Source organism: Helicobacter sp. 11-8110, assembly GCF_003288905.1.
Classification (GTDB): domain Bacteria; phylum Campylobacterota; class Campylobacteria; order Campylobacterales; family Helicobacteraceae; genus Helicobacter_D; species Helicobacter_D colisuis.
The window spans coordinates 146243-166182 of record NZ_NHYL01000002.1 but is presented as its reverse complement, the minus strand read 5'-3'; the positions used below and the strand labels follow the sequence as shown (position 1 = coordinate 166182).

The 19940-nt window shown below is 34.1% G+C and carries 20 protein-coding genes and 1 tRNA gene; 9 read left to right on the top strand and 12 right to left on the bottom strand.

The genetic code is table 11. From position 1 onward, the window contains the following. Positions 1-448: 448 nt before the first annotated feature. The 3 genes from CCY98_RS08430 to CCY98_RS03730 all read right to left on the bottom strand — a co-directional run bounded on the left by CCY98_RS08430 (position 449) and on the right by CCY98_RS03730 (position 2251). A tRNA-Sec gene (locus CCY98_RS08430) sits at positions 449-547 on the bottom strand. Between the two features lie 80 nt (positions 548-627). Next, the gene (flhB, locus tag CCY98_RS03735; protein ID WP_112057250.1) at positions 628-1701 is read right to left on the bottom strand and encodes a flagellar biosynthesis protein FlhB; all 1074 of its coding nucleotides are present in this window, start codon (positions 1699-1701) and stop codon (positions 628-630) included. After that, positions 1694-2251: a molybdenum cofactor guanylyltransferase gene (locus CCY98_RS03730; protein WP_112057249.1), complete on the bottom strand. Its 558-nt coding sequence runs from the start codon at positions 2249-2251 to the stop codon at positions 1694-1696. Before CCY98_RS03730 ends, flhB begins: the two co-directional genes overlap by 8 nt. Positions 2252-2340: 89 nt before the next feature. Between CCY98_RS03730 and moaA the strand changes: the two genes are divergently transcribed. The 3 genes from moaA (at position 2341) to CCY98_RS03715 (ending at position 4803) form a co-directional block, all read left to right on the top strand. Then, entirely contained in the window at positions 2341-3306 is a 966-nt protein-coding gene (gene moaA / locus CCY98_RS03725) for a GTP 3',8-cyclase MoaA (RefSeq protein ID WP_112057283.1), read from the top strand. A 111-nt stretch (positions 3307-3417) separates the two neighbouring features. After that, complete coding sequence (locus CCY98_RS03720; protein ID WP_112057248.1) at positions 3418-3855, top strand: DNA starvation/stationary phase protection protein; 438 nt, start codon at positions 3418-3420, stop codon at positions 3853-3855. Between the two features lie 180 nt (positions 3856-4035). Continuing rightward, positions 4036-4803 (top strand): complement resistance protein TraT, encoded by a 768-nt coding sequence (locus tag CCY98_RS03715; protein ID WP_112057247.1) that lies wholly within the window; start codon positions 4036-4038, stop codon positions 4801-4803. Positions 4804-4852: 49 nt separating this feature from the next. Here the strand turns inward: CCY98_RS03715 and dgt are convergent, their stop codons facing one another. Beyond that, positions 4853-5944 carry a dGTP triphosphohydrolase gene (dgt, locus tag CCY98_RS03710; RefSeq protein ID WP_112057246.1) on the bottom strand — a complete coding sequence of 364 codons (1092 nt, stop codon included), beginning with the start codon at positions 5942-5944 and terminating at the stop codon, positions 4853-4855. Positions 5945-6024: 80 nt separating this feature from the next. Between dgt and CCY98_RS03705 the strand changes: the two genes are divergently transcribed. Continuing rightward, positions 6025-6726, top strand: coding sequence for an MBL fold metallo-hydrolase (locus CCY98_RS03705; protein ID WP_112057245.1), 702 nt, complete (start codon positions 6025-6027; stop codon positions 6724-6726). A 47-nt stretch (positions 6727-6773) separates the two neighbouring features. Here CCY98_RS03705 and CCY98_RS03700 read toward each other — a convergent pair whose 3' ends face one another. Continuing rightward, the gene (locus CCY98_RS03700) at positions 6774-8408 is read right to left on the bottom strand and encodes a lactate permease LctP family transporter (protein WP_112057244.1); all 1635 of its coding nucleotides are present in this window, start codon (positions 8406-8408) and stop codon (positions 6774-6776) included. A gap of 229 nt (positions 8409-8637) precedes the next feature. Between CCY98_RS03700 and CCY98_RS03695 the strand changes: the two genes are divergently transcribed. Genes CCY98_RS03695 through queC form a run of 4 tightly spaced genes read left to right on the top strand, consistent with a single transcriptional unit; the run spans position 8638 to position 12148 of the window. Further along, positions 8638-9363 (top strand): (Fe-S)-binding protein, encoded by a 726-nt coding sequence (locus tag CCY98_RS03695; protein WP_112057243.1) that lies wholly within the window; start codon positions 8638-8640, stop codon positions 9361-9363. A gap of 10 nt (positions 9364-9373) precedes the next feature. Continuing rightward, positions 9374-10816 (top strand): LutB/LldF family L-lactate oxidation iron-sulfur protein, encoded by a 1443-nt coding sequence (locus tag CCY98_RS03690; RefSeq protein ID WP_112057242.1) that lies wholly within the window; start codon positions 9374-9376, stop codon positions 10814-10816. Then, positions 10809-11456 (top strand): lactate utilization protein C, encoded by a 648-nt coding sequence (locus CCY98_RS03685; protein ID WP_112057241.1) that lies wholly within the window; start codon positions 10809-10811, stop codon positions 11454-11456. The genes CCY98_RS03690 and CCY98_RS03685 overlap by 8 nt, the downstream gene beginning before the upstream one ends. A gap of 17 nt (positions 11457-11473) precedes the next feature. After that, positions 11474-12148 carry a 7-cyano-7-deazaguanine synthase QueC gene (queC, locus tag CCY98_RS03680; RefSeq protein WP_112057240.1) on the top strand — a complete coding sequence of 225 codons (675 nt, stop codon included), beginning with the start codon at positions 11474-11476 and terminating at the stop codon, positions 12146-12148. Positions 12149-12161: 13 nt separating this feature from the next. On the opposite strand, the gene CCY98_RS03675 is transcribed toward queC, so the two are convergent. Both CCY98_RS03675 and CCY98_RS03670 read right to left on the bottom strand, forming a co-directional pair. Beyond that, the gene (locus CCY98_RS03675; RefSeq protein WP_112057239.1) at positions 12162-12545 is read right to left on the bottom strand and encodes a group III truncated hemoglobin; all 384 of its coding nucleotides are present in this window, start codon (positions 12543-12545) and stop codon (positions 12162-12164) included. A gap of 9 nt (positions 12546-12554) precedes the next feature. Next, positions 12555-12995 carry a copper resistance protein CopD gene (locus CCY98_RS03670; RefSeq protein WP_112057238.1) on the bottom strand — a complete coding sequence of 147 codons (441 nt, stop codon included), beginning with the start codon at positions 12993-12995 and terminating at the stop codon, positions 12555-12557. A gap of 102 nt (positions 12996-13097) precedes the next feature. Here CCY98_RS03670 and CCY98_RS03665 point away from each other — a divergent pair, with 102 nt between their 5' ends. Continuing rightward, on the top strand, positions 13098-13667 hold the full coding sequence (locus CCY98_RS03665; RefSeq protein ID WP_112057282.1) for a Crp/Fnr family transcriptional regulator: 570 nt from the start codon (positions 13098-13100) through the stop codon (positions 13665-13667). Between the two features lie 199 nt (positions 13668-13866). Here the strand turns inward: CCY98_RS03665 and CCY98_RS03660 are convergent, their stop codons facing one another. Genes CCY98_RS03660 through CCY98_RS03640 form a run of 5 tightly spaced genes read right to left on the bottom strand, consistent with a single transcriptional unit; the run spans position 13867 to position 19369 of the window. Beyond that, on the bottom strand, positions 13867-14991 hold the full coding sequence (locus CCY98_RS03660; RefSeq protein WP_112057237.1) for an NnrS family protein: 1125 nt from the start codon (positions 14989-14991) through the stop codon (positions 13867-13869). Next, on the bottom strand, positions 14984-15673 hold the full coding sequence (locus tag CCY98_RS03655) for an ATP-binding cassette domain-containing protein (protein WP_112057236.1): 690 nt from the start codon (positions 15671-15673) through the stop codon (positions 14984-14986). Before CCY98_RS03655 ends, CCY98_RS03660 begins: the two co-directional genes overlap by 8 nt. 8 nt (positions 15674-15681) lie before the next feature. Then, a complete protein-coding gene (locus tag CCY98_RS03650) occupies positions 15682-16476 on the bottom strand; it encodes an ABC transporter permease subunit (RefSeq protein WP_112057235.1) in 795 nt (264 codons plus the stop codon). After that, positions 16473-17465, bottom strand: a complete 993-nt coding sequence (locus CCY98_RS03645) for an ABC transporter substrate-binding protein (protein WP_258438425.1) — start codon at positions 17463-17465, stop codon at positions 16473-16475. Before CCY98_RS03645 ends, CCY98_RS03650 begins: the two co-directional genes overlap by 4 nt. A gap of 11 nt (positions 17466-17476) precedes the next feature. After that, a complete protein-coding gene (locus CCY98_RS03640) occupies positions 17477-19369 on the bottom strand; it encodes a TonB-dependent receptor (RefSeq protein WP_112057234.1) in 1893 nt (630 codons plus the stop codon). Between the last annotated feature and the right edge of the window lie 571 nt (positions 19370-19940).

Sequence of the window (19940 nt, the reverse complement as noted above, 5' to 3'; positions counted from 1 at the left end):
TTTTGGCAGATTTTCCAGTATAAAGCACAATGCCAAATAGAGTTAAAACAAGAGTAAGCCCAAAGATTCCAAGTGGATTAATAAAAGACTTTAAAATGCTACTAAATGCGTTGCTAAAGAATCCTGCATTACCTATAAAAAGCCCTTGTAAAATCAATAGGGCTAATCCTATAATAACTACGCCAAGTGTTTTTTCAATGATGCGCTCTTTGAGATTATGAGCGTTTTTGTAAAACAAATAAGCAAGGGCTAAAAGCCAAATATATCCCAAATAGCCAAAAAGGTTAAAATGGAGACTAGCATAAGATTTTCCTATACTCCCCAATAAACCAAATCTTCCAATAATGGATAAGATTCCCAATAACGCTAAAATTTCTACCAATAGTATTTTTTGATTAATTTTTAAAAAATTTGCTTTAATGTTGATTCCTTAAAAAGTATTCAATAATGGCGAGAGGGTGAGAGAATCGAACTCCCCAGCAAATAGACACCTATCCACTCAAATGGGTTTGAAGCCCACGATGCCCACCAGCGACATATACCCTCCAATTATCTTGCATAGAGAAGTAAATTTGTCAATTTAACGAATTTTTACTTAAAAATTCTTGATAGAATCATAAGGATAGATTAGAAATTCACGCCTTTTTTGCGCTCTTCGTTGATTTGTTGAACTTTAATGAGAACTTCTACCATAGCCTGATAGAGAGTTTCAGGAATTTCTTTGTCAATATCAACATCTTTATAAAGCGCCCTTGCTAGGGGTGGGTTTTCAATAATGGGAATTTCATTTTCTTTGGCGATTTCTTTGATTCTTTGGGCAAGAAAATCCACGCCTTTGGCTAAAACTCTTGGTGCTCTTTCTTTGCTGGAATCATAGCGCAAAGCTACAGCATAGTGAGTTGGGTTAGTAACAACAACATCGGCATTAGGAATATTTTGCATCATTCGCTTTTTGGCAGCTTGAAACATTAAAGATCGGATTTTTCCTTTGACTTGTTGATCCCCTTCTTGGTTTTTAAATTCATCTTTGACTTCTTGTTTGCTCATACGCAAGGACTTGAAATATTGATAGCGCTTGATAAGGTAATCAGCGATTGCCATCACTAAAAAAAAGGCTAATAATATGGCAATGAGAATGAGAGCCTTGTCTTTTAGCCAAATCATTTGATCGCCAATAGGAAAAAGTGAAACGGTAGTTAGTTCTTTCATAAAGCCTAAAAAGACAAAAAAAGCAATGATAAAAGCCGTGAGAACTTTAAATGTAATCAAGAATCCATCAAGCAATTTTTTAAGAGAAATGATATTTTTTAATCCACTAATGAAATTGAGTTTTTGGAGTTTGGGCTGGATAGCTTTTGTGGTTAATAAAAAACCGCTTTGAGAGATATTAGCGATTATTCCTATGAGCATTAAAGCACCAAAAATAGGCGCAAGCAAATAAAGCACTTTAAAGACTAGAGAAATTGTGAGAGAAATGGCATTAGAGCGCGTGAGATCTTGATTAAAAATATGATAAACTTCAAAAAAGATGCCACTTAAGCCATTCACCCAAAAATTAAAGCATAAAAAAATCAAAACAAGCCCCACAACTAAGCCTAAAAAAGCATTAACATCGGGGCTTTTGATGACATTCCCTTCCTCACGAGCTTTCTCTATTTTGCGCGCAGAAGGGGCTTCAGTCTTTTCTTCTTCATCAGCCATTTAAATATCCTTGTAAGGCATTTTGATATTCTTTGGGGGTATTGAGATTTTGGGTTTGGAATTCTGGAATCTCTACAAAATTAGCGCTAAGAAGCCCTAATAAGTCCATTAAACGATAATTTTTTTTTGCGATTTGTTGTTGAATGGGAGTAAGAGCTTCATAGGTGTAAATTCCAAGAAGTGGATGGATTTTTTGATTCTTAGCAAAGGTTGGCTTTTTAGCTTTTTGGTAAGAAGCAATGAGTTTTGTAATGCTTTTTTCGCTCAAAAAAGGAGTGTCAATACTAAGGATAAAAATGTCTGTTTTAAGTGTTTGCAAAATGCTTTCTAAGCCAAAAATGGGAGCAAATTCTGTATTTAAATCCAAAAGAGTTTGGAAATGACTTGAGTTAGATATAGGCTTTTTGCCAGAAAAATAGACTTGTGGAAAGATTTTTTGCATTTTTTTGGCTTGAAAATCTGCCAAACTTTCACCAAAAAAATCTAAATTTTCTTTCTTTTGCCCCATTCTTGAGCTTTTTCCACCACACAAAATTACACAATTTTTCATATGCAAACCTTCAAACTTTGAGTGAAATTATAGCTTTTTTTGCTTGGCTTGGGTATGATTGCAAAAATTTTACTCCCAAAGGAGAACTTTTGTTGATTGATAGTTTTGGGCGCGTGATTGATTATATTCGCGTAAGTGTTACAGAGAGATGTAATTTTCGTTGCCTTTATTGTATGCCAAATACTCCTATGGATATAGGTAGGGAAGAAGATGATGTGCCTTTGGAGAGTGTATTAAATTTTATTAAAGTAGTTATTGATGAAGGAGTAAAAAAAATCCGAATCACAGGTGGAGAACCACTGCTTAGGCGTGGAATTGCTGGATTTATAGGGGAGATTTATCGTTATAATTCTAACATTGATATTGCATTAACCACCAATGCCTATCTCTTAGAACCCCTTGCAAAAGATCTAAAAGAAGCAGGGTTAAAGAGAATTAATATTTCTCTTGATTCTCTAAAAAAAGAGGGAGTTGTTTGTATTTCTAAGCGTGATGCTTTAGAAAAGATTCTAGCAGGAATCAAAAAAGCTGTCGATGAGGGGTTAATTGTTAAATTAAATATGGTGCCCCTAAAGGGAATTAATGATGATGAAGTAGTGGATATTTTAGAATATGGAATGAATCTTGGTGTGGGAGTGCGGTTTATAGAATATATGGAAAATACACATGCAAAAGGTGGAACTATCGGACTTAGGGGAGAGGAGATTCTCCAAAGGATTAGCAAGAAATACGAATATAGACTTTTAAAAAAAGATGTATTTGGACCAGCAACATTATATGAAATACCCCAAAGAAACTCTTATCTTTTTGGTGTCATTGCTCCCCATAATGATGATTTTTGTAAAACTTGCAATCGAATCCGCTTAAGCAGTGAAGGGAAGCTGATACCTTGTCTTTATCATGAAAATGCTGTGGATATTAAAGAAGCAATGCTTTATGGGGATGCTGATGAGATTTTGCGTAAGCTTAACCTTTGTGTTCAAAATAAACCTGAAAAAAATGATTGGAATCTAGATGAGGTTTCAAAAAGGGCATTTTACAAAACAGGTGGATAAATTATTAAATAATAATAATTTTCTTTTAAGAATAATTATATATAATTTTATTAGCTTTTTTACAAGCAAAAGTGTATAATTCAAAGATATTAAATTTTTAAGGAGAATATTATGGAAAAGATCGTTCAACAACTTAAACAAATTCAAGCAGACAGTGCAGTTTTTTACATTAAATTACACAATTACCACTGGAATGTTAAGGGAATGGATTTTCATCCTGTTCATGCGGCATTAGAAAGTATGTATGATGATATGGCAGATTTAATGGATGATATGGCAGAGCGTGTTTTGCAAATTGGACAAAAGCCCTATGTTACTATCAAAGACATGTTAGCAGTTAGTAAAATCAAAGAAGAGAGTGGCACAAGCTTTGATTCAAGAACAATCGTTCAAGCAATTTTACCTGAATATGAGTATTTTTTAAAGGCTTTTAGAGAGCTTTCTGATACAGCAGGCGAAGCAAATGATAAGGCGACTACTGCTTTAGCAGATGAAAAAATTGCAAGTTTAGAAAAAGCAATTTGGATGATAAAAGCTCAACTTGCATAAAAATTGATTCCCTTTGGGAATCAAAATATTAACATATCGCAATTCTGACAAATAAAAATAAAATAGATTGATTATGCTTTCAACGCCTTCCCTAAGCCATTTTAAAGATAGAAATTAGCTTTTAAAGTGAAAATTAGTAATATAATAAATCTTAATCCTAAAATTACTCAAGGAGCATTTATGAAAAAAACTTTATTAATACCTCTTGTTTCTGTTTTTTTACTAAGTGGATGCGTAACAACTTCATTGCAAACTACTTCAACAATGTCTCAAAGTATTTTTGTTGATCCTGTGGCAAAATCTGAACAGACTATTTTTGTTGCGATGCGAAACACTAGCGGACAGAATATTAATTTAACGCCCAAAGTAATCGGTTTGCTTCAAAGCAAAGGTTATAAAATCGTTGAAGATCCAAAAGAAGCAACTTTTATTTTACAAGCAAATGTTTTGTATTGCGATATCAAACAAGAAAATAATGCAGCTCCCGCAGCTGGAGTAGGTGCAGTTGCAGGTGCTGGAGTGGGGATATATAATCATTCTTCAGCGACTAGTGGTGTTGTGGGTGGATTAATTGGAGCGGCTGTAGGTGGAATAGCAGGAAAACTCACAGAAGATACAATCTTCCAAATGCAAGTAGATATTAATGTTCGCCAAAAAATAGTTGGAGGCACGATTAATACTAATGCTAGTAGTTCAAGACAGGCTTCTGTGAATGACCAAAGAAGAGCGGGTTTCTTAAATAGCTTTGCAGGTGATGTGGCAAGCACACAAAAAACAGGCAAACTTAATGATAATAGGGCTAATTACAATGAGCAAGTTTATGCTAGTGATTATTCTGAGAAGCAAACCACTCTTTTTGCAGAAGCTACTAAGTTAAATCTTAAACTAGAAGAGGCGATTCCTGTTTTAGAAGATAAAATTGCAACACAAATTAGCGGAATCTTTTAGTATCTAGTCGCTAAAGTAAAGGCTTCACTGGAGCTTTTACTAGATAGCACTAAAATCCTAATTCACGATAAAGTGCCATAGCATAGCGATCAGTCATAGAGGCAATATAATCGGCACATACGCGGTGAATTTTAGCGCCTTTTTCAATTTTATTGCGCATTTGGCTAGGTAGTAAATTAACATCATTATTAAAACATTCATAGAGTTTTTTTACACATTGTTTGCCCATAAACATTTTCCTTGAAATTTCTTCATGGCGATAGAGCTTTTTAAAGAGGAGTTTTTTGAGAATCTTGATTTCTTTTTGTATGATCGGAGTGTGGCTAATGGGGAGTGATTCTTGGGCTTTGTAAATAAAGTGTTGCACTTTATCTTGTGTGCAAGGTTTGTTGTTTTCTATAATATCATAAACAAGCAATGTAATGAGCTTTGAAGTGAAACGATAGCGAAAAATCGGATCATCTTTGGAAATTTTTTCAATGGTTTTGACATAGTTAATAGAATCGCAAACTAGTTTGCTTTCTTGTAAATCTTCAAAGCAGATTAACCCATATTTAACTCCATCATCTATATCGTGGCTAATATAGGCAATCTCATCAGACAAATCAACAATGATTGCTTCTAGGCTTGGGTGAAATTCAGGCTTAAAAGTTTCTTTGTGCCATGGATTTAAAAATGATTTTTCATAGGGATAGGAATGTTTTAAAATACCCTCCAAAGTAGCAAAAGTAAGGTTTAAGCCATCAAATTCTTTGTAGCGTTTCTCTAGGCTAGTTACTACTCTAAAGGATTGAAAGTTATGATCAAAGCCGCAGTGATAACCATAATGTCGCATTATTTTATCAAGCTCATCTCCTCCTGCGTGCCCAAAAGGCGTATGCCCTAAATCGTGAGCTAGAGCGATGGCTTCAGCAAGGTTTTCATCAAGTTTTAAATATTCTGCAAGTGTTCTTGCAATTTGGCTAACTTCCAATGAATGCGTAAGGCGTGTGCGGAAATAATCTCCACTTTGATTCAAAAAAACTTGTGTTTTATATTCTAAGCGCCTAAAATACGAGCTATGAAGGATTCTGTCCCTATCCCTTCGGAAAGGATTCCTAAAATCTGGATTGACTGGAAAAAAGCGATAATATGGATTCATAATAAGCCTAAAATAATTGAATGCTTTTGTTATTTTATCATCTTGTGCTAAGATTTGCAAAAAGATTTAAGGAAATGGTAATGATTGTTTTTGAAAATGATTTTTTTAAGATTTTAAGAGAGCCTTTTGGGGAGTATCAAACAAATTGTTATCTTGCAATTGCGCAAGATGAATCTGAATCGCTTGTGATTGATCCTGGGATTGGAGCGACTAATTGGGTTTTGGAAAATGCCAAAAATCCACTGGCTATTTTAAATACGCATGGACATTTTGATCATGTTTGGAGTAACGCTGCATTACAGGAAAAATTGCCAAATATTCCTTTGGTATGTCCTTTTGAAGATGCCTTTATGTTGCAAAAAGACTTTTTTAATACGGGATTGCAAGAATCTAAGCCAACTATTTTAGTGGGTGCGGATTATGATTCTGTGATTAAAGAATTCCATTCCAATGTTTCTAATTTGGGTAGAAAAAATCAATTACACTATGGAAATTTTGAAATAGAGTTTATTTGTTATCCCGGACACACGCCAGGTTGCAGTGTGATTGTATTAAACCACAAAAATTCCCCTAGTCAAAAGGTAATGTTTAGTGGAGATTTTGTTTTTTATCGCTCTATTGGGCGCAGTGATTTTCCATATTCAGATAGTGCGACAATGAAAGCAAGTTTGGAGGCTTTTATGCGAATTAAAGAAGACATATTGATTCTGCCTGGACATGGCATAGAGACAAGTTTTGAGCAAGAGAAAGAAAATATTCCTTATTGGCTTATGCGATTTTAAAAGTAAAATTTAATTACAGAACCCCCCCTTAAAAAAGGGGAGTGAAATTATCTTGACATTGGGATTGCATCAGGGAAGATAAAAGCTAATGCATAAGTAAAGATTCCAATACCAATGACAAAAATAATTGAATATTTAACGGTAAATCTAAAGAGATCAGATTCTTTTCCTACTAATCCCACTGCCGCACACGCAATAGCAATACTTTGTGGAGAAATCATTTTTCCTACTACACCACCCACAGAGTTTGCAGCAAGGAATAAGACTTCTGGAATATCAAGTTGTCTAGCTGTGAGTTGTTGCAATGTTCCAAAGAGTAAGTTGGAGCTTGTATCGCTGCCTGTTAGGAATACACCAAGCCAACCAACAATAGGTGAGAAAAATGCAAAAGCATCGCCTGTTTCTGCTAAAGCAAGAGCAAGAGTTGCAGATAAGCCACTATAATTTGAAATATATGCAAATCCAACTACCAAAGAAATTGTCAAAAGTGCAAATTTCATTTCATTTAAAGTTTCACCAAACGTTGTTATGGCAGTAGAAATTTTAACTCTTAGAAGTGCCATTGTAATCAAGGCAGTGATGAAAATTGAAGTTCCTGCATTTAAGATAAGTGGTAAGGCAAAAACAGAATTCACTGCTTTTACTTCGCTAGAAGCAGGGGGCGTTTGGAATAATCCTTGAAGATTTTCAAAATTAAACTTCAAGGTTGTGAAAGCTAGAGCCTCTTTAAACCAACCTTGTGTCCAAATAATGATCATTACAATTAAGATGACAAAAGGAAGCCAAGCAAGTGTGATTTGACATATTGAATATTGTTTGGCTTTAAGTGTTTGCTTTCCGCCAACTTCTGAATCAAACTTGAAGGTATTTTTGGGTTTCCAAAATTTTAAAAAGATTGTTGTAGCCGCAATAGAAACAACTGCTGAAGCAATATCGGGTAGCTCTGGTCCAAGATATGTGGCGGTTAAATATTGCACTACTGCAAAACTAAATCCTGCAACAAATAGCGCTGGCCAAGTTTCTTTGATACCCTTAAATCCATCCATTAGGAATACTAAGAAAAATGGCACAAAAAGCGAGAGTGGCGGAAGCATATGTCCAGCAACAGAAGAAATCTCAATAGCAGGAACGCCAACAACACCCGCCATAGCAATAATTGGAATCCCAACAGCACCAAAAGCAACGGGTGCTGTGTTGGCTATCAAACACAATCCTGCCGCATAAAGTGGTTTTAAGCCCATACCCACAAGCAATGCTGCAGTAATAGCCACAGGACCACCAAAGCCAATCGCACCCTCCAAGAATGCACCAAAACAAAAACCAATCAAAATCACTTGCAATCTTTGATCGGGTGTGATAGCGATAATAGATTCACGCAAAATATCAAAATAGCCTGATTTCACCGTGAGCTTGTAGAGGAAAATCGCTGCAACAATAATCCAAGCAATAGGCCAAATCCCATAAATAGCACCATAAATAAAGCTAAAAAACATTTTATTAAATGGCATACCATACACAAATACAGCAATGATAGCCGCTAAAACTACGGTTAAAAATCCGGCTGTATGTCCTTTGGTTTTAAAAATAACCAATGAAATAAAAAAGAGAGCGATTGGTAAAAATGCTACTAATGCACTTAGCCAAAGATTGTTTAGTGGGTCATAAACTTGCGTCCATTCCATATAAACTCCTAAAAGAAATATTTAAAAATGAATCAAGGTAAATTATAAAAAATATTTTAAAAATTTTGTAGAATCTCATAAAAATACGAGATATTTTTAATAAAATATGTTACAAAATTTCATTCTGCATCAAAGAAAATAATCCATACTTTTTTATTTTTAATTTGAAAAAAACTTTTTTGTGATAGATTTTTAAATGAATTTTTTAAATGAATTTTAGGAGCAGATCTTGAAAGTATATTTTTTCTCGACTTGTATTGGTGCGGCAGCTTTTGCTGACACTTGTGTCAATAGCATAAAGCTCTTACAAAAAGAAGGCGTTAAAGTAGTCTTCAAAAAAGATCAAACCTGTTGTGGGCAGCCTAGCTTTAATTCCGGATATTATGAGGAAACTAAAAAAGTTGCCCTTTATAATATGAATCTATTTAAGGGTAGTGAGCCTATTATTCTACCAAGTGGATCGTGTGCAGGAATGATGAAGGTAGATTATATCGAGCTTTTTGAAGGCACACCCTATGAATCTCAAGCAAGAGATTTTAGTAGCAGAATCTATGAGCTAAGCGAGTTTTTAGATAATGTCTTAAAAGTGCACTATGAAGACAAAGGAGCGCCTACTAAAGTAACTTGGCATAGCAATTGCCACGCATTGCGCGTAGCAAAGTGTATTAATTCTGCAAAAAATCTCATAAGAAGCCTTAGCAATGTGGAGTTAATCGAACTAGAACGCGAGGAAGAATGTTGCGGATTTGGTGGAACTTTTAGCGTTAAAGAGCCTGAAATTTCTAATGCTATGGTTAGCCAAAAGGTGCAAGATATAACATCAAGGGGCGTAGAATACCTTTTGAGTGCAGATTCTGGATGTTTGCTTAATATCTCTGGTGCGATGAAAAAGCAAGGCGTAGATGTCAAACCAATGCATTTATATGACTTCCTTGCACAACGAATCGGATTATAAGGAGGCACAAATGAGTGCAAATATCAAGCAACAATACCACGATGTGATACATACCAAACTTGAAGATGCACAATTACGCAAAAACCTTCTAAGCGTTATGGATACGCTAAAAGGCAATCGCAAAAAGCTTATTTCTACGCGTTTTTTGGATTGGGAGGCATTGCGCGAAAAAGGCAAAGAGATTAAACAAAAAAATCTCTCCAAGCTTGATGTATTGTTAGAAACTTTTGAATCTAATGCGCGTAAAAATGGTTTTATCGTGCATTGGGCAAAAAATAGTGAGGAAGCTAATAACATCGTGCTTGAGGTAATGCAAAAAAATCATATCACCAAGATTCTTAAAGGTAAGTCTATGGCGAGTGAAGAAACCCACCTTAATGCTTTTCTCAAAGCCAAAGGATTAGAACCTATTGAGACGGATTTGGGTGAGATTATTATCCAACTCATTGATGAACCACCTGTGCATATCGTCGCACCTGCTATCCACAAAAATCGCTATCAAATTGGCGAAATTTTTCATCAAAAACTCGGTGCTCCACTTGAATCTGAACCTGAAAAACTCAACGAAATTGCACGCACGCATTTACGCAGAGAATTCCAAGAATTCAAACTCGGACTTAGTGGCGTGAATTTTGCCATCGCTAATGAGGGAGCAATTTGGCTTTTAGAAAATGAGGGAAATGGGCGTATGAGCACCACAGCTTGTGATATTCATATTGCATTTTGTGGAATTGAAAAAGTGATTGAAAGTTTTGAAGATGCCTCTACGCTTAATGCCTTGCTTATTCCTTCTGCTACAGGTGCGGCAGTAACTTGTTATAACAATATCATCACTTCCCCCCGCAAAGAAGGCGAACTTGATGGACCAAAAGAAGTGCATATTATTTTGCTTGACAACAATCGCTCACAAATGCTTAGTGATTCGCATTATTACCGCGCATTAAGCTGTATTCGATGTGGCACTTGCCTTAATCACTGCCCTGTGTATGATAAAATCGGCGGACACGCTTATCTTAGCACCTATCCTGGTCCTATTGGTGAGGTGATTTCACCCCAACTTTTTGGATTAAACAAATTTAGTCCTATGCTAGATTTATGCTCATTGTGTGGGCGCTGCTCTGAAGTATGCCCTGTGAAAATCCCTCTTGCAGAGCTTATTAGAGATTTGCGGAGTGAGCGCGTAGGACAAGGGCGAAAAAGTGTGGTAGGCACAGATTCAAGCACACAAAATCCTGCTGAAATCAAGGCAATGAGTCAATTTGCCACTTTGGCAACAAGCCCTAATAAATGGCGATTTGTGCTTACTATGGCAAATATCTTTGCACCACTTGGCAAGGTATTTGCGCCCTTTACGCCATTGCTAAAAAATTGGGTGAAGTATCGTGAGTTCCCAAAAATCAATGGCAATCTTCACAAAAAAGTATCTCAAATGCAAGGAGTAATCTATGAGTAAGGCAGATATCTTAGGGCGTGTGCGAGATTCTCTTAAAAATAATACACATATCCCAAGCCCAAAGGTGCAGTATGCTAACCCTATGAATTACACGCATAAGGAACTTTTAGAAGAATACAAGCTTAATCAAAGCAATAATAAAGCCATCGTGCGTGAATCTAGTCTGGATACTCTAGAATCTACAATCGCAGAAATCCTTGGAGAAGTCAAGGCTAAAGAAGTGCTGTATAACACTGATGTGTCATTAGACTTTAAGGGTATGGAAGCCAAATTTATCCCATACACACAAAGCGTAGATTCTATGCGTGGGGAATTATTTGGAATTGATACCTCTATCGTGGAAGCACGATGTGGTGTGGCAAATCTAGGCATTGTAGGACTAAGTGCCAATCCACAAGCCCCTAGACTTTCTTCACTTATCACCAATAACTGCATTTATCTACTCAAAAAAGAGCATATAGTAGAAAATCTCTATGCTGGTATTGAATGTATCAAAACATATGAGAAAAATCGCAGTGGAAGCGAGATTTTGCCAACAAATATTATCTTTGTCGCAGGTCCTTCACGCACCGCCGATATTGAGTTGCAAACGGTGTTTGGTGTGCATGGACCACGTGTGGTGTATGTGGTGTTGTATTAAAATAGGGATTTTTTAAAATGGATAAAGCAATTGTTCTGGCAAGTGGTGGGCTTGATAGCTGTGTGAGCATTGCTTGTGCTATTAATGATGGCTATGAAGTTTGTCTTTTGCATATCAACTATGGGCAAAGGACGCAAAAGCGCGAGTATCAAGCCTTTAATGATATTGCAAATTACTATGGAATCCAAAATAAATTAATTATTGATATTGACTATTTGCGACAGATTGGTGGTTCTTCGCTTGTGGATTTTTCGATACCCATTGAGGAAGAGACGATTCCAAGCTCTACAGGAAAGATTCCTTTAACTTATGTGCCTTTTAGAAATGCTAACATGATTTCTATTGCGGTGAGCTGGGCAGAAGTCATTGGCGCTAAAAAAATCTATGTGGGGGCAGTGGAGGAAGATTCAAGTGGTTATCCTGATTGTAGGGAAATTTTTTATGAGAAATTTAATGAATTATTAAAAGTTGCCTTGCTTCCACAAAATAATATAGAGATTGTTACACCACTTATTCATCTAAATAAAGCAGAGATTGTTTATCAAGGTATTTTGCTTAAAGCACCGCTACATTTGACTTGGAGTTGCTATCAAAGTGAAGATGAGGCTTGTGGTGTGTGCGAAAGCTGTAAGCTACGCTTAAGGGGATTTGAACTTGCAGGAGAGCGTGATCCAATTGCTTATAGGCAATGAATCTGCAATAAGCTTAATGCCCACTTTCATAAAGCATATATTGGAATCTCTCAGCGATCATTTGCGCCCTTTGTAAAATTTGCATAGAAATTTCAGGACTAAAAACCTTGTGAAGACTCTCCTCAAAAAGCTCAAGCCAAATGCTAAAAAATTCTCTAGGGAATGGAGGTAAATCTAAATGCGCTTTCATTGGCTGTCCTTTGTAATCCCCAATTCCTAAAAGCATTCCCTGCCAAAAGCTTGAAATCTTTTTTTTATGAGCTTCCCATTGCTCATCGCTCGTGCCAATGGCTTTGTTAAAGATATCTCCAACTCCATTTTTATCAGCTCGAATCTTGGCATAAAAAATATCCATTAGTAGATCAATTCCTTCAGTGCAAATTGTTTGGTATTGCATAAAAACTCCTTAGAAGTAAAAAGCAAATTTTGCTAAAATGACAATAAATAACCCTAAAATCAAAGCCAAGGGATGAATGATTTTAGCAAGAGGATTTGGCTTTTTTAGGATATAGTGAAAGGTAAGCGAAGTGATGACTGCAAGGACAATGAGAAGTGCTAAAAAGGTTTTTAGCACCAAAAGCTGTTGTAAGTGAGTGCTAAAATATCCTATATCACTTCCGATATATCGGCTAATCATAGCTCCACCACTAAGCACCAAAAGAAGCAGACAAAAAGGCATTATTTTTCCACCTCTTTTGCCGATGATGCTAAACATTTTGTTGGCAAACTCATCACCTAAAACTTTTCTAATGGGCGTAAGTAGCACTACATCAGTAAAAATAAAGCCTAGAAAAATAATCGCACAAACAAGATGAACTAACAAAAAATAAGGATAAAGTGCTTCCATAAAATACTCCTTTTATTTTAGTAAAATCATAGCAAATCTTTAAAAAATAAAAATTGATATGGGTTAAGTTTGTTATACTTGTTGAAAAATTTTGGAGAGAAAATGCAAGATTACATTAAAATGCTTTATTCTGTTGGTTATAAGCGTTTTTATAATCCAAATGAGTTTTTATTTTTTGAAGGGGAGATTCCAAAGAGAATCTTGGTGCTTTTGAGCGGGAAAGTGAGAATTTATAAGACTAATCAAAATAAAGAGGAAACTTTTCATTATATTCTTGCGCCAAGTTTTATTGCTGAAATGCCTAGTTTTTTAGGATTACCTTATCCTGCAAGTGCGGTTTGTGTTGGAGAATGCGAGATTTTAGAGATTGATTTGGAGACTTTCAAAAAATATTGTGTGGGAAATGCAGACTTTTGCTTTTCCTTTATTGCTTCTTTATGTCAAAAAATTAGAATCTTGGAGAATCATATTTCAAGGTATTCACAAAGTCTTAAAGAAAGGGTTAAAGAGTTTTTGTTGGAGAACAAAGAGGATTTATCAAATTTTACCCAAAGGCAAATTGCTCAAAAGCTTAATACAAGCCCCGAATCGCTCTCTAGAGTCTTGAGAGAATTCAAAAAAGAAGGGTTAATTAAAACGCAAAAAGGCAAAATTATTATATCAACGCAATAAGTTTTTATCAGATTAAAATAAAGAATTCGTTGTTACAAGATTTATTTTATAATAATTTGCAATCCAAATCCCTTTTGTTTTTTTTGATATTGCTGTAGGTAAATTAAGTAATCTGTGCCTTAATTAAAGTGATTTGCCTTATAACCTAAAACTTATTCTTTTAAAAGAGCACTTATGGATAAAATAGTTTTCAGGATTGCTATTTTGGGTCATCACTAAAATCATTATCTCTATAAATAATAAAGAAATCTCTTAAAAAAGCAATAAAAATTACACTAAGCAAAATTGCTGGAAAATTGATATAAAAGAGATCCCATTTTTGCCATAAAAAGACTTTTGTAAGGGTAGCTAAAGCTAAAAGTAAGAATCCAATTTTAGAGTTTAAAGGGAAATTTAGCATAATCTGTCCGCTATGCCTAAGAGAGGCAACATTAAAAACCAGATAAATAAAGCCAATCAAAACAAAAAGTGTAATTCCATGTAAAAATGTGCTTGAATAACTAAAATTAAATAAATCATTTACCCCTAAAAGCACATAAAAGATTCCATTTCCAAGTAATAGAAAATAATAGATTAATGTGTAATGCACTTTTAAAAAAATTTTATAATGCCACTCATAGATTCTGCTAAGCAAGATAAGTCCAGCACCAAGTGCGATAAAACCTTGCAAGGTTTGCGATAAAGAGAGAGTGTTGCAAAGTGCTAACATAAGGATAGCAAAATATGAGAGATTGCGCAAAATAGGATTTGGAATAAATACACAAGAATTTTCACCTTTTATTTTATCTAGTGCAGTTTGTGCTAATACTGTGCTAACTCTAAAGCCAATTACAATAATTCCAGCAACATAGCAGTGAATTAATGCATAAGGTTTTGGTGCAAAAAAAAGACCAAAGTTTTGCAAGAAAACAAGGCACAAAAGCACGAAAATAAGATTAAGATGATTTGTATTTTTGTCCTTATAGAGCCAAAATATACAACTTCCCAGAATCCATAACCAAAATAAAAGCATAAAGATTCTGCCATTTAATGCTAAAAGTTCAGTTAATAGTGCAAAGTTTAGCAAAATAAAAGCTACAATACTAAATGGAAGCAAACTTTTTTTATAATTTGTCCAATCTGGAATTGCAGAAAATAAAAATCCAACAAATGCACAACCGCAAAAAAGATCTATAAAAATAAATTGATGCAAATGTATAAAGTTACCAATTTGAAATAGTAAAATCATAACGCCAAAAAGCGCTAAGATTCCAGCATAAAGAAAAAATATTCGCATAGGATGCGTAAAAAAATCATATAATAATTCTTTGTTTGTTTTAGTCAAAATACATTCTCCCTTTGAATTCTTGCTTAAAGAGTTCTTTTAAAAACTTCTCATTTCTCTCTTGTTGTGTGATATTTAGTGTTTTTTCAATTTGCATTTTATGCGTGGATAGGAAAAGAATTTTGCTTGAGAGCATGCAAGCTTCATATGCATCGTGCGTTACTAAAATCACAGCAACTCCCTTTTCTTTGGCTAAATGTGTGACTTTTTTTATTAAAATCTCGCGCATTTTAAAATCTAATCCAGAAAAAGGTTCATCAAGCAACAAAATATTGCATGGATATGCTAATGCGCGGATAAAAGCAACTCTAGCACGCATTCCTCCGCTTAACTCTTGGGGATATTTTTGTGCATCTTTCTCGCTTAACCCAACACTATTTAAAGCTCCTAAAATCCATTGTTTATCTATCTTTTGCATCACTAGAGCAATATTTTCATATGCACTTACAGATTCAAAAAGTCTATGTTCCTGAAATAAATATGCAACTCTTCCTGTATATTCTACACTTCCATTCCAAGGCTTTAAAATCCTACTAATAATTTTTAGAAGCGTGGTTTTTCCACAGCCTGAAGGTCCAAAAAGTGTTACAATCTCGCCTTGTTTTATGGAAAAGTTAAAATTTTCAATAATGCAGCTATGCGCTAAATAAAAATCTAAATTTGTAATTTTTAAAAGTGGCATTTTTATCCTTATTTTTGCCAAGGTAAAAAAATAATTCTTAAAGGCTTGATTACTAAAAAATCAAATAATAAAATAATTCCAACCATAACTACAACATAGGCTAAAACTTCTGTGGTATCTAAATAGCTTCTTGCATCTGCAATCTTTGCACCAACGCCATCACTTGCACCTAAAAGTTCTGCCATTATCATGATTTTTATTCCCATTGCATTAACCAGACTTAAAGCATTTAAAAGGTGTGGTAAAATATGGGGGATATAGAAATATTTTAAGCGTTTGTATAAATTTAATCGATATACAATGCATACTTCATCAAGTCTTTTATCAAGAGTTATAATGCTTAGCATTGTATTTGCAAAGCTTAAAGGAAAGATTGCGATAAACACTGAAAAAATTACACTAACATTTCCAATTCCAAACCAAAATAATGCAAGCACAATCCAAACAATTGGTGGAATCCCTAAACATATATCCATTAAGGGCTTAAAGAGCCTAGCAAGTGTCTTAAAGCTTCCTGATAAGATGCCAAGCAACGCGCCAAACACAAAAGAAAAAAGAATTGTTAAAAATACGCGATAAAGTGTGATGCCTATTGCACTATCTTTATAAATTAAAAGCTCTAGAGCACGCTCTAAAACAGACAATGGCGAAGGGAGAATGAAGCTTCCCATAAATTGATTTCCAATTTCCCAGATTCCAAAAAGAAGACAAAGAATCCCAAGCCCACTTAAACTTTCTATTAGATAATTACTTATTCTATGAAGTAAGCTTAGCTTTTGTTCTATACCATCTTCTATAATCATAAATACAAGCTTTTAGGAGGCATTTTACCTCCCAATAATTTTGGATTAAGTTGGTAAATAATTGAGAAAAATGCATCTAGGTTTTGTGCAATATCGCTACATTTTTTGGCTGTAAAATTTGCATAGGGGATTGCTGCTTTAATTCCAAATTCCGGCGTTGGTAAATATTTTGCACCAAATTTTGCTGCAGTATCTTGATTGTTTAAAATCCAAGTAATTGCATTATCTAAATCCTTATGGAAGACTTCAAAAAAATCTTTATTCTCTACATAAAAAGATTCTCTTACAATAAGTCCAGCTTGTGGGATCTTAGGACATTCTTTAAAGGTTTGCTCCCATAATTTTTGAACATCAATGTTGCGATATACTGCTACACCATTTTTCTTAGCAAGTAATTGCATTGCTGAAGCCATAGGTTCTTGTGTGATAACCGCATCAAATTCATTTTTATTTACAAATAGCATTGTGGCTTCTGGTGGAGTTTGGACATATTGGATTGTAATTTTATTAAGATTTATATTGTGTGCATTGCATAAGGCTTGAAATACGATATCTGGCAAGTCATTTTTGAAAGGCGCAATAAGTTTTTTGCCTTCTAAATCTTTTAAACTCACAATATTTTTATCTTTTGTAAAAATATAGTTTAATCCATTTGTTAAAATATTTAACATTTTTATATCAATGCCTTGATTATAAAGATTTACTCCTACATTTGAAGGAGAAGCCGCTAAAATAAAATCACCCCCAGCAAATCCAACCCTAAGTTGGTCTGGAGTTTTCCATTCTTTATAATTTAGCGGAATTATATCTCTAGCTCTACCTTGTTTAATTGCAACAGCAAGACTTAGAGAAATAAGCGCTGGTGCACCCCAAATATTTAGTGTATTTTGTGCAAAAAGCACATTTGGAAAGGATAATGCACTAAATGCTCCTAAACCTAAAATCATACTTTTTTGTAAAAAATCTCTTCTTTGTGTGTTGTATTGCATACTATCTCCTTTTAAAAATTTCCATGTAATGCGATATAAAAACTTCTACCGGGGGCATAAATAATATTTGTTGGCGAAACAGCTTCTACATGAGAACCGCTAATATATTCGCTATAATTTTTATCAAATATATTATTCACACCAAAACGCAGCCCAAAAGTATCTTTAAAGCTTAAACTTCCGTAAAGATCTACTACTGCAAAACCTCCCATTTTTCTATCAATTCCTAGACCGCTTTTGGCGTCAAAATCTCCTCTATTTTGGCTTGCAACAGCCCTTATTGCGCTTCCTAGCGCATACTTACCAAAACTTGCATAGTTTTGGTAATCAAAATTTAAAGTTGTTTCAAGTGGTGCAATTTGATACAAGGGGCGATCATCACTTCTATTTTCACCATAGTTATAATAAATATTTGCCTTTACCCCAAAATTTTCTAAAAAATTATAATTTGCAAAGGCACCAAAACTATATAAAGTGGCATCTATATTTCTTGAGATAATATTATTTGATTTGTAATTAGGATTTGTGCCTTGCTGTCCTCTTGCACGATCCCAAATAATAAAATCATTCGCATAATCCATAACTGCTAAAGCTCCAATTTGCCATGCATTATTATCAAAGTGCGATTCCATATAATTTAAATAATTTTCATCTTTTAATGTTAATAGGGCTTTGATTCTATTGCGTCTTTCTGGTTTTAAGTTTGGGTTAGAAGCCCAACCTTGTCCTATTGCTAAGTTATTTGGAGGATTCAGCGCAACAAATCTTTCGTCATTACTGGGAATCCTTTCAATACTCTCTAAGGCAAGTGTATAAGTTTGTGTGGATGAAGGTGTAAAATTATATTTTGAGGCAACGCTAAAAGTATGATGATCTACTTTCCCATTAAAAGTTTCTCCATAATGGTTTTTCCAAATATTTTGTGCGGTGATGATTTGTGTGCCTTGTCTTGCTATAACTTCGTTGATTTTATTTACTTTTGCTTGATTAAAATTATAAGTAAATCCCAAAGCTATTTTGTGATTAGTTTTTGGCACATAAGTTAGTGTATTAAAGGCAGAAAATTCATTTACTTTAACATCTGGAATTCGATACCCGTTAAGAGTAAAATCTTTTGCACTAGGTGCTTTCCCAAAACGCCTTGCAATATGCGTATCATAGGCGTATCCAATTCCAAAAAGATTATGGAATGCAGAAAAATCTACATCATGTTTTATTTCTGTATTAAAAATACTTCTATCCACTTCCATTTTCATACGCATTGCATTATTAGTTCGTAAAGAAAAATTATCCGCCTCTCTATTAAGCACGATATAGGATAAATCAAAATTTAAAGTATTAGATAAATCAGCTTCTCCAAAACGATAATTAAATCGACTAATATAACGTTCTGTTTGTATTGCATCCATATTGTGTTGTGGTTGTTTATCATCGGAGATTCCATCATAAATAAAGGTGAATTTTGCCTCATTTTTAGAATCTAAAATTGTTCCTAAGACAATATTTGCGCTAAATCTATCATAACCAAAATTAACAGAATCCCCATTTCCACTTTTGTAAGAATTTGCATTTGTATGATTAGTATTTAAAATCGCATAAGTTTTTGTTTCTCTTACTTTAAATAAAAGCGATTCGTATCTTGCATTGTCAAAATATCCAACACTAAAATGAAAAGGATTCATTGAAGAATCAAGCGGATTTACAGCGGAAAAGTAGGTATTGCGCGATGTGTGATCAAACTGATTTTCTGGATAAAATCCAAGCGCAATATTTGGATTAATAATTGCCGGTGGTCCAAATTGCTTTAATTGTGTAAATTGTTTGGGTGAGGCAATATTTTCAGTTGCACTTAATTGTTGTGCAAATAATGCACTAGCAATTGCAAAATAGTATAACTTTTTCATCATTTTAACCTTTTTGAAAAAATAGGAATGGGGGTAGAATAATGTTTTTTAAATTAAACAATTATTAAAAATAATAATTGTTACTATTTTTATATTTAAATTGTTACAATTAATAATTCTTATTTAATATTTATTTGATTAAGTATTAATATTATTTGGATAAAAAAATGTGAATAGTTTTATTGAAAATCCACCAAAGACTTATACTTCTAAATATAATAGAACCAAAGAGGGTAGGCGTTTTTGGAATTTCTTTAATGGTAGTTTTTAGTAAAATTGCCCTTTGTGTTAAAGCATAAAACTTTAGTGCAATTTCTTAATTTTAGAATTTTATTTTAAGCTAGATTCTTGGAATCTGGCTATCTACTGCTAATATAAAAATCAGCAAAATTCTTAATAGTTAAAGCTTAGATTGATATAACAATAAGTTTTCTTGTAAAGATAAATAATTTTTAGGAGATTTTGAAAGATATTCACTAGCATATCAAAGTGGCAGAAGGCTAATTAAAAAGTTACAATGCCTAAAATATTTCATCTAGTTGGTGAGATTATCAAAATGCGAAATTTTAAT

Coding starts and splice junctions, on each gene's coding strand:
- CCY98_RS03715 (WP_112057247.1), top strand. CDS start 4,036: ATGAAAAAAACTTTATTAATACCTCTTGTTTCTGTTTTTTTACTAAGT.
- CCY98_RS03720 (WP_112057248.1), top strand. CDS start 3,418: ATGGAAAAGATCGTTCAACAACTTAAACAAATTCAAGCAGACAGTGCA.
- CCY98_RS03690 (WP_112057242.1), top strand. CDS start 9,374: ATGAGTGCAAATATCAAGCAACAATACCACGATGTGATACATACCAAA.
- CCY98_RS03705 (WP_112057245.1), top strand. CDS start 6,025: ATGATTGTTTTTGAAAATGATTTTTTTAAGATTTTAAGAGAGCCTTTT.
- CCY98_RS03640 (WP_112057234.1), bottom strand. CDS start 19,369: ATGAAAAAGTTATACTATTTTGCAATTGCTAGTGCATTATTTGCACAA.
- dgt (WP_112057246.1), bottom strand. CDS start 5,944: ATGAATCCATATTATCGCTTTTTTCCAGTCAATCCAGATTTTAGGAAT.
- CCY98_RS03650 (WP_112057235.1), bottom strand. CDS start 16,476: ATGATTATAGAAGATGGTATAGAACAAAAGCTAAGCTTACTTCATAGA.
- CCY98_RS03655 (WP_112057236.1), bottom strand. CDS start 15,673: ATGCCACTTTTAAAAATTACAAATTTAGATTTTTATTTAGCGCATAGC.
- CCY98_RS03665 (WP_112057282.1), top strand. CDS start 13,098: ATGCAAGATTACATTAAAATGCTTTATTCTGTTGGTTATAAGCGTTTT.
- queC (WP_112057240.1), top strand. CDS start 11,474: ATGGATAAAGCAATTGTTCTGGCAAGTGGTGGGCTTGATAGCTGTGTG.
- CCY98_RS03670 (WP_112057238.1), bottom strand. CDS start 12,995: ATGGAAGCACTTTATCCTTATTTTTTGTTAGTTCATCTTGTTTGTGCG.
- CCY98_RS03685 (WP_112057241.1), top strand. CDS start 10,809: ATGAGTAAGGCAGATATCTTAGGGCGTGTGCGAGATTCTCTTAAAAAT.
- CCY98_RS03730 (WP_112057249.1), bottom strand. CDS start 2,251: ATGAAAAATTGTGTAATTTTGTGTGGTGGAAAAAGCTCAAGAATGGGG.
- flhB (WP_112057250.1), bottom strand. CDS start 1,701: ATGGCTGATGAAGAAGAAAAGACTGAAGCCCCTTCTGCGCGCAAAATA.
- CCY98_RS03645 (WP_258438425.1), bottom strand. CDS start 17,465: ATGCAATACAACACACAAAGAAGAGATTTTTTACAAAAAAGTATGATT.
- CCY98_RS03700 (WP_112057244.1), bottom strand. CDS start 8,408: ATGGAATGGACGCAAGTTTATGACCCACTAAACAATCTTTGGCTAAGT.
- CCY98_RS03675 (WP_112057239.1), bottom strand. CDS start 12,545: ATGCAATACCAAACAATTTGCACTGAAGGAATTGATCTACTAATGGAT.